Source organism: Streptomyces sp. NPDC056222, from assembly GCF_042264065.1.
Taxonomy (GTDB): Bacteria; Actinomycetota; Actinomycetes; order Streptomycetales; family Streptomycetaceae; genus Streptomyces.
In genome coordinates this window covers 1-6141 of record NZ_JBHJTL010000175.1, presented here as the reverse complement: position 1 = coordinate 6141, position 6141 = coordinate 1, and the positions used below count along the sequence as shown (strand labels likewise).

Here is a 6141-nt window from a genome sequence, read left to right as displayed (position 1 = left end):
GTACGTGAAGGGGGCGCCCCCGTCGACGACCGGGGCGCCCCCTTCACGTACGCCTCAGGACTCGAAGGTCGCCGCGAGGGCGTCCGCGAGCCCCGGCACCAGGTCCGCCCCGGTGAGCACGTCGTTCGGGGAGTCCTTCTCGCGCAGCCGGATGGCCGCCTCGCGGGCTCCGTCACGGAGGACGGCCACGGTCATCCGGACTTCCTGGCGGTCCGGGTGCCGTGCCACCCACTTCGCCAGACCGGCCTCGTCCAGGCCGTCCGGCACGGATGCCTCGGCCGACGGGGGCAGCATCAGCCGCTCCACCGTCAGGGCGCAGCCGGCCACGGCGTCCGGCCAGGCGATCGTGCCGAGGAACTCGTCGAGGGCCTTCCCCTTCGGCAGCTCCTCCTGCTCGATGGGGGTGAAGGCGGCGGCTTCCGCGCCTTCGAGACCGAGCTGGGAGGCGAGTCCCGGCTCCTTGGCACGCAGTCGGGCGGTGTCGACGAGGGCGAAGAGCCGGGCCGGCCGGTCCCAGCCGAGACCGGAGGCGTACTCGTCGATCTCGAGGACCGCGCGGGTGAGGGGGCTCGCGGCCATGGGGGTGCCGGAGGAGGAAACGTTGGACATGACCCATATCCTGCCTCCTTTGCCCCCGAAGACGGGAACTAGGTAAAGCCTCAGTAAGTTGCATCAGTGGGCTCTACGATCGCGGAGCCTGCTTATCGACGCATCAACCTCGAGGGGCGCACGTTGGCTTTCCAGATGCCGGACCGCGGAGGCGCCGGGGGCCCGTCCGGGCCAAGGATCAGAGTCGGCCGGCCGTCCCGGCGGGCTCGCACGCTGCTCATGACCCTGGGCGTGCTGGCCGTCCTGGCCATGGCGTTCGTCATGTTCGCCGGGTTCTGGACGGACTGGCTCTGGTACCGCTCGGTCGCGTACTCGTCCGTGTTCACCACCACTCTGTGGACCAAGATCGGCCTCTTCGCCGTCTTCGGTCTCCTCATGGCGCTCGCCGTCGGGTTCAACATCTGGCTGGCGCACCGACTGCGGCCGCCGCTGAGCGCGATGTCGCTGGAGCAGCAGAGCCTTGACCGGTACCGGATGGGCCTGGCCCCCTACAAGAAGTGGGTGCTCCTCGCGATCACCGCTCTGGTGGGCCTGATCGCCGGCGCCTCGGCCTCCGGCCAGTGGCGGACCTGGCTGATGTGGGTGAACGGGGTTCCGTTCGGCCAGAAGGACCCCCAGTTCCAGCTGGACGTGTCGTTCTACGCCTTCGACCTGCCCTGGTACCGCTTCCTGCTGGCCTTCGGCTTCGCCGCCACCGTCCTGTCGCTGATCGCCGCCGCGCTGACGCACTACCTGTACGGCGGACTGCGCGTCACCAGCCCCGGTGCCCGCGCCACCGCCGCCGCGACGGGCCACCTGTCGGTGATCCTCGGCGTCTTCGTCTCGCTGAAGGCCGTGGCGTACTGGCTCGACCGGTACGGCCTCGCGGTGAAGTCCAGCGACTTCAAGGCGGCCGGAAACTGGACGGGTCTGCGGTACGTCGACGCCAACGCCTACCTGCCGGCGAAGACGATCCTCTTCTGCATCGCCGCGATCTGCGCCGTGCTGTTCTTCGCGACGCTGTGGCGCCGCACCTGGCAGCTGCCGGTCATCGGCTTCGGCCTCATGGTCCTGTCGGCGATCCTGATCGGTGGCCTGTACCCGGCCATCGTGCAGAAGTTCCAGGTCCAGCCGAACGAGCAGGCCAAGGAAGCGCCGTACATCCAGAAGAACATCGATGCCACGCGCAAGGCGTACGACATCGACAGCACCGAGCCGGAGAACTACTCGGGCAAGTCCACGGTCAAGGCCAAGGACCAGCTCCGCGCGAACTCCGACACGGCGGCCAGCTACCGGTTGATCGATCCGAACATCGTCTCGCCGACGTTCCAGCAGCTGGAGCAGAAGCGGAAGTACTACCAGTTCCCGACGACCCTCGACGTCGACCGCTACAAGGGCCAGGACACCGTCGTCGGCCTGCGTGAGCTCAACATCAAGGGCATCCCGAAGCGGAACTGGATCAACGACCACTTCACGTACACCCACGGCTATGGCGCGATCATGGCCGCGGGCACGCAGACGGACGCCAACGGCTCCCCGGTCTTCACCGAGGCCGGTCTGCCGACCACGGGGATGCTCGGCCCGTACCAGCAGAAGATCTACTACGGCGAGAAGACGGATCAGTACTCGATCGTCGGCGGCCCGCAGAAGGAGCTGGACTACGAGGAGAACGGCGAGAAGACCACCAGCTACGAGGGCAAGAGCGGGGTCAACCTCTCCAACACCTTCAATCGCGCCGCCTACGCGGTCGCGTTCAGCGAGCCGCAGATCCTCTACTCGGGGGCCATCGGCGAGGGCTCGCGGATCCTCTACAACCGCACACCCAAGGAGCGCGTCGAGGCGGTCGCACCCTGGCTGACCATCGACGGCGACGCGTACCCGGCCGTCGTCGGCGGCAAGATCCAGTGGATCGTCGACGCGTACACGACGACGAACGGCTACCCGTACGCCTCGCGCACCACGCTGGGCGAGTCCACGGCCGACGCGCTGACGGTCGGCAACCAGCAGCGCGCGGTGGTCGCCCAGCAGAACCAGGTCAACTACATCCGCAACTCGGTGAAGGCCACCGTCGACGCCTACGACGGCACGGTCAAGCTGTACCAGTGGGACAAGGAAGACCCGGTCCTCAAGACGTGGATGAAGGCGTTCCCGGACACGGTGCAGCCGCGTGAGTCGATCAGTCCCGACCTCATGCAGCACCTGCGCTACCCGCAGGACATGTTCAAGGTCCAGCGCGAGCTGCTCACCCGATACCACGTGAAGGACCCGGCGCAGTTCTACAGCGGCTCGGACGCCTGGCAGGTGCCGAACGACCCGACCAACAAGGACGGCAACGCCGTCCCGCCGTACTACCTGAGCATGAAGATGCCCGGGGACCAGCAGCAGCGGTTCTCGCTGACGACGACGTTCACCCCGAACGGGCGGCCCAACCTGGGCGGCTTCATGGCGGTCGACGCCGACGCGGGCAGCAAGGACTACGGCCGCATAAGGCTGTTGAGAGTCACCTCCGAGGTCCCCGGACCCGAGCAGGTGCAGAACAAGCTCAACAGCCTTCCGTCGGTGGCCACCTTCGTCCGTGACATGAAGGGTGCCGACTCCGACATCCAGTACGGCAACCTGCTGACGGTGCCGCTCGACGGCGGATTCCTGTACGTCGAGCCGGTGTACGCCCAGGGCCGCAACGCGCACTACCCGCTGCTGAAGAAGGTCGCGGTGTCGTACGTGGACGCGGACCAGCCGGACGGTGACACGACCAAGGACACCACGGTGTTCGAGGACAACCTCACCGCGGCGCTCAACGCCGTCTTCGGGGTGGAGGGCGCGACGCCGCCCGAGAAGCCGGAGCAGCCGGGCACCAAGCCGCCGACGACGCCGAGCACGAACGACGCCGCGCTGAAGCAGGCCATCGCCGATGCGCAGAAGGCGTACGACGACGGTGAGGCGGCTCTGCAGAAGGGTGACTGGACCGCCTACGGCAAGGCCCAGGAAGCCCTGCAGGACGCGCTCCAGAAGGCGGCGGACGCGGGCGCGAAGCTGACCCCGTCCGACCAGAAGCCGGCGGAGCAGAAGCCGGGCGAGCAGAAGCCGGCGGCGACACCGTCGACCAGCCCGAGCCCGTCGACCGCCGGGACCCCACCGAGCGGCTGATCGGCCTGGTCAGGCACCACCCCCGCGTCGTGATACCTTAAAGACACAACGACGCGGGGTGGAGCAGCTCGGTAGCTCGCTGGGCTCATAACCCAGAGGTCGCAGGTTCAAATCCTGTCCCCGCTACTGAAAGACAAGGGCCCGGATCCATCAGGATCCGGGCCCTTGTCGTGCTCGGCGGGGGCGCGGGGGCCGCGAAGCGCGGTGGGGATGGGGCGAGTTGGGGTGAGACGTGTTTGACTTATCTCTCTGTGGGCATGTCGACAAAACGCTGAAGTGACCTCACTGGCTGCGGTATACCAGGTGTACGCGCGTTGCGGGTGGTGCGACGATGGAATTTATGGGGGACAGGGCAACTCTGTTGGAGACAGGGCGGTTTGTGCAGCGGCATGTCAAGAGTGCCGCAGACGACATCATCGAGGCCGTGGTGGCCGGCGATGAGGCCATCGACACCACCGCCGAGAACGAGACCGAGACCGAGGCGCGCCACCGGCGTGCCGCCGAGAGCGGCGACGCCGCGTCCATGAGCGTGCTCGGCGCGCTGCTGCTGCGCCGCGGAGACCTGGACGGCGCCGAGCCGTATCTGCGGGGCGCCACCGCCGAGGGGGACCGCGCGGCCGCCAACAACCTGGGCGTCCTGCTGCACCAGCGTGGCTACGCCGAAGAGGCCGCGGGCTGGTGGCGGGTCGCCGCCGTCGCGGGCTCCGCGCCCGCCGCCCACGCGCTCGGCCGCCATCACCGCGAGCGCGGCGACGAGCCCGCCGCCGAGTACTGGCTGCGCCAGTCCGCCGAGCAGGGCCACGCCCTGGGCGCCTACGCTCTCGCCGACCTCCTGGAGCACCGCAGCGACGTCGGCGCCGAGCGCTGGCTGCGCGCCGCCGCCGAGCGCGGTCACCGCGAGGCCGCGTACCGACTCGCCCTCGCCCTGGAGCGGCGCGCCCAGGAGGTGACCCGAGGCCCGTCCGCCTCCGGCCTCTCGGCCCGCGACGCGCTCGTCCACGACACCGCGCAGGCCGATTCGGTCAAGGGCGACCCCGGCTCCGCCGGTGCGCCCTCCGATGAACTCGCCGAGGCCGAGCAGTGGTTCCGGCAGGCCGCCGCGCGCGGGCACCGACGGGCCGCGCTGCACCTCGGGGCGATCCTGGAGAAGCGGGGCGAGCTCAAGGAGGCCGGCCGCTGGTACCTGAGCTCCGCCAAGGAGGGCGAGGCCAAGGCCGCCTGCGCGCTCGGCTTCCTGCTGCGCGATGCCGGCGACGAGGAGAGCGCCGCCGTGTGGTGGCTGCGTGCCGCCCAGGACGGCGACGGCAACGCCGCCAACGCGCTCGGCGCCCTGCACGCGGCCCGGGGCGAGCAGCAGACCGCCGAGCGCTGGTACCGCGCCGCCATGGACGCGGGCGATGTGAACGGGGCGTACAACCTCGGGCTGCTCTGCGCCGCCCAGGACCGCGTCCAGCACGCCGAGCAGTGGTACCGCCGCGCCGCCTACGCGGGTCACCGCGAGGCCGCCAACGCGCTCGCCGTGCTCCTCCTCCAGGCCGGGGACACGGACGGCGCCGAGCCCTGGTTCTCCAAGGCCGCGGAGGCCGGCAGCGTCGATGCCGCCTTCAATCTCGGCATTCTCTACGCGGGTCGCGACGACGACCGTACGGCGCTGAGCTGGTACGAGCGCGCGGCCGCGGCGGGGCACACCGAGGCCGCCCTCCAGGTCGGCATCGCCGGCCTGCGCGACGGCGACGAGCAGTCCGCCGAGCGGCATCTGCGGTGCGCGGCGGGCGGCGGCAGCGCCGAGGCCGCGTTCCGGCTCGCCACCGTCCTCGACGCGCGCCGGCCGGACCCCGGCCCGCCCGCGCTCGGGGCGCCGCGCGAGGAGGCGAAGACCGAGTGCGAGGAGTGGTACGAGCGGGCCGCTCAGCAGGGCCACCGGCGCGCCCAGGTGCGGGTCGGGATGCTCGCCGCCGCGCGCGGCGACGTGACGGAGGCGGCCCACTGGTACCGCGAGGCGGCCGAGGCCGGCAGTCGTAACGGAGCCTTCAACCTCGGCCTGCTCCTCGCCCGCGAGGGCAGCGAGCGGGAGGCCGCGCTGTGGTGGACTCGCGCCGCCCGTGCCGGGCACGGGCGCGCCGCCCTGCGGCTCGCGCTGCTCGCGGCGCGGCGGGGTGAGCTGTCGGAGGGCCGGCGCTGGTGTGCGAAGGCCGTCGAGCTCGGCCCGGCGGAGGTGGCCGAGCGGGCCGCCCGGCTGAGCGAGGCGCTGCACCAGGAGCTGACCGCTTAAGTGATTTGCGCTGGTCGTGGGCGTCCCGTAAGGTTGGGTTCACCGACGCGGGGTGGAGCAGCTCGGTAGCTCGCTGGGCTCATAACCCAGAGGTCGCAGGTTCAAATCCTGTCCCCGCTACTCAGTAGCGAACC

At 70.5% G+C, this 6141-nt stretch carries 3 protein-coding genes and 2 tRNA genes; 4 read left to right on the top strand and 1 reads right to left on the bottom strand.

The genetic code is table 11. The features are described 5' to 3' along the window. Nucleotides 1–54: 54 nt before the first annotated feature. Complete coding sequence (locus ACFC0D_RS37830; protein WP_376446492.1) at nucleotides 55–609, bottom strand: PPA1309 family protein; 555 nt, start codon at nucleotides 607–609, stop codon at nucleotides 55–57. Between the two features lie 135 nt (nucleotides 610–744). Here ACFC0D_RS37830 and ACFC0D_RS37825 point away from each other — a divergent pair, with 135 nt between their 5' ends. The 4 genes from ACFC0D_RS37825 (at nucleotide 745) to ACFC0D_RS37810 (ending at nucleotide 6127) form a co-directional block, all read left to right on the top strand. Next, nucleotides 745–3735 (top strand): UPF0182 family protein, encoded by a 2991-nt coding sequence (locus tag ACFC0D_RS37825; RefSeq protein ID WP_376446489.1) that lies wholly within the window; start codon nucleotides 745–747, stop codon nucleotides 3733–3735. 52 nt (nucleotides 3736–3787) lie between these two features. Continuing rightward, nucleotides 3788–3861 (top strand) — tRNA-Met (locus tag ACFC0D_RS37820). Nucleotides 3862–4066: 205 nt separating this feature from the next. Continuing rightward, the gene (locus ACFC0D_RS37815; RefSeq protein WP_376446487.1) at nucleotides 4067–6007 is read left to right on the top strand and encodes a tetratricopeptide repeat protein; all 1941 of its coding nucleotides are present in this window, start codon (nucleotides 4067–4069) and stop codon (nucleotides 6005–6007) included. Nucleotides 6008–6053: 46 nt separating this feature from the next. Continuing rightward, nucleotides 6054–6127 (top strand) — tRNA-Met (locus ACFC0D_RS37810). Nucleotides 6128–6141 lie beyond the last annotated feature (14 nt).

Excerpts from the sequence above, each read along its gene's own strand:
- ACFC0D_RS37815 (WP_376446487.1), top strand. The coding sequence starts at position 4,067 with ATGGAATTTATGGGGGACAGGGCAACTCTGTTGGAGACAGGGCGGTTT.
- ACFC0D_RS37830 (WP_376446492.1), bottom strand. The coding sequence starts at position 609 with ATGTCCAACGTTTCCTCCTCCGGCACCCCCATGGCCGCGAGCCCCCTC.
- ACFC0D_RS37825 (WP_376446489.1), top strand. The coding sequence starts at position 745 with ATGCCGGACCGCGGAGGCGCCGGGGGCCCGTCCGGGCCAAGGATCAGA.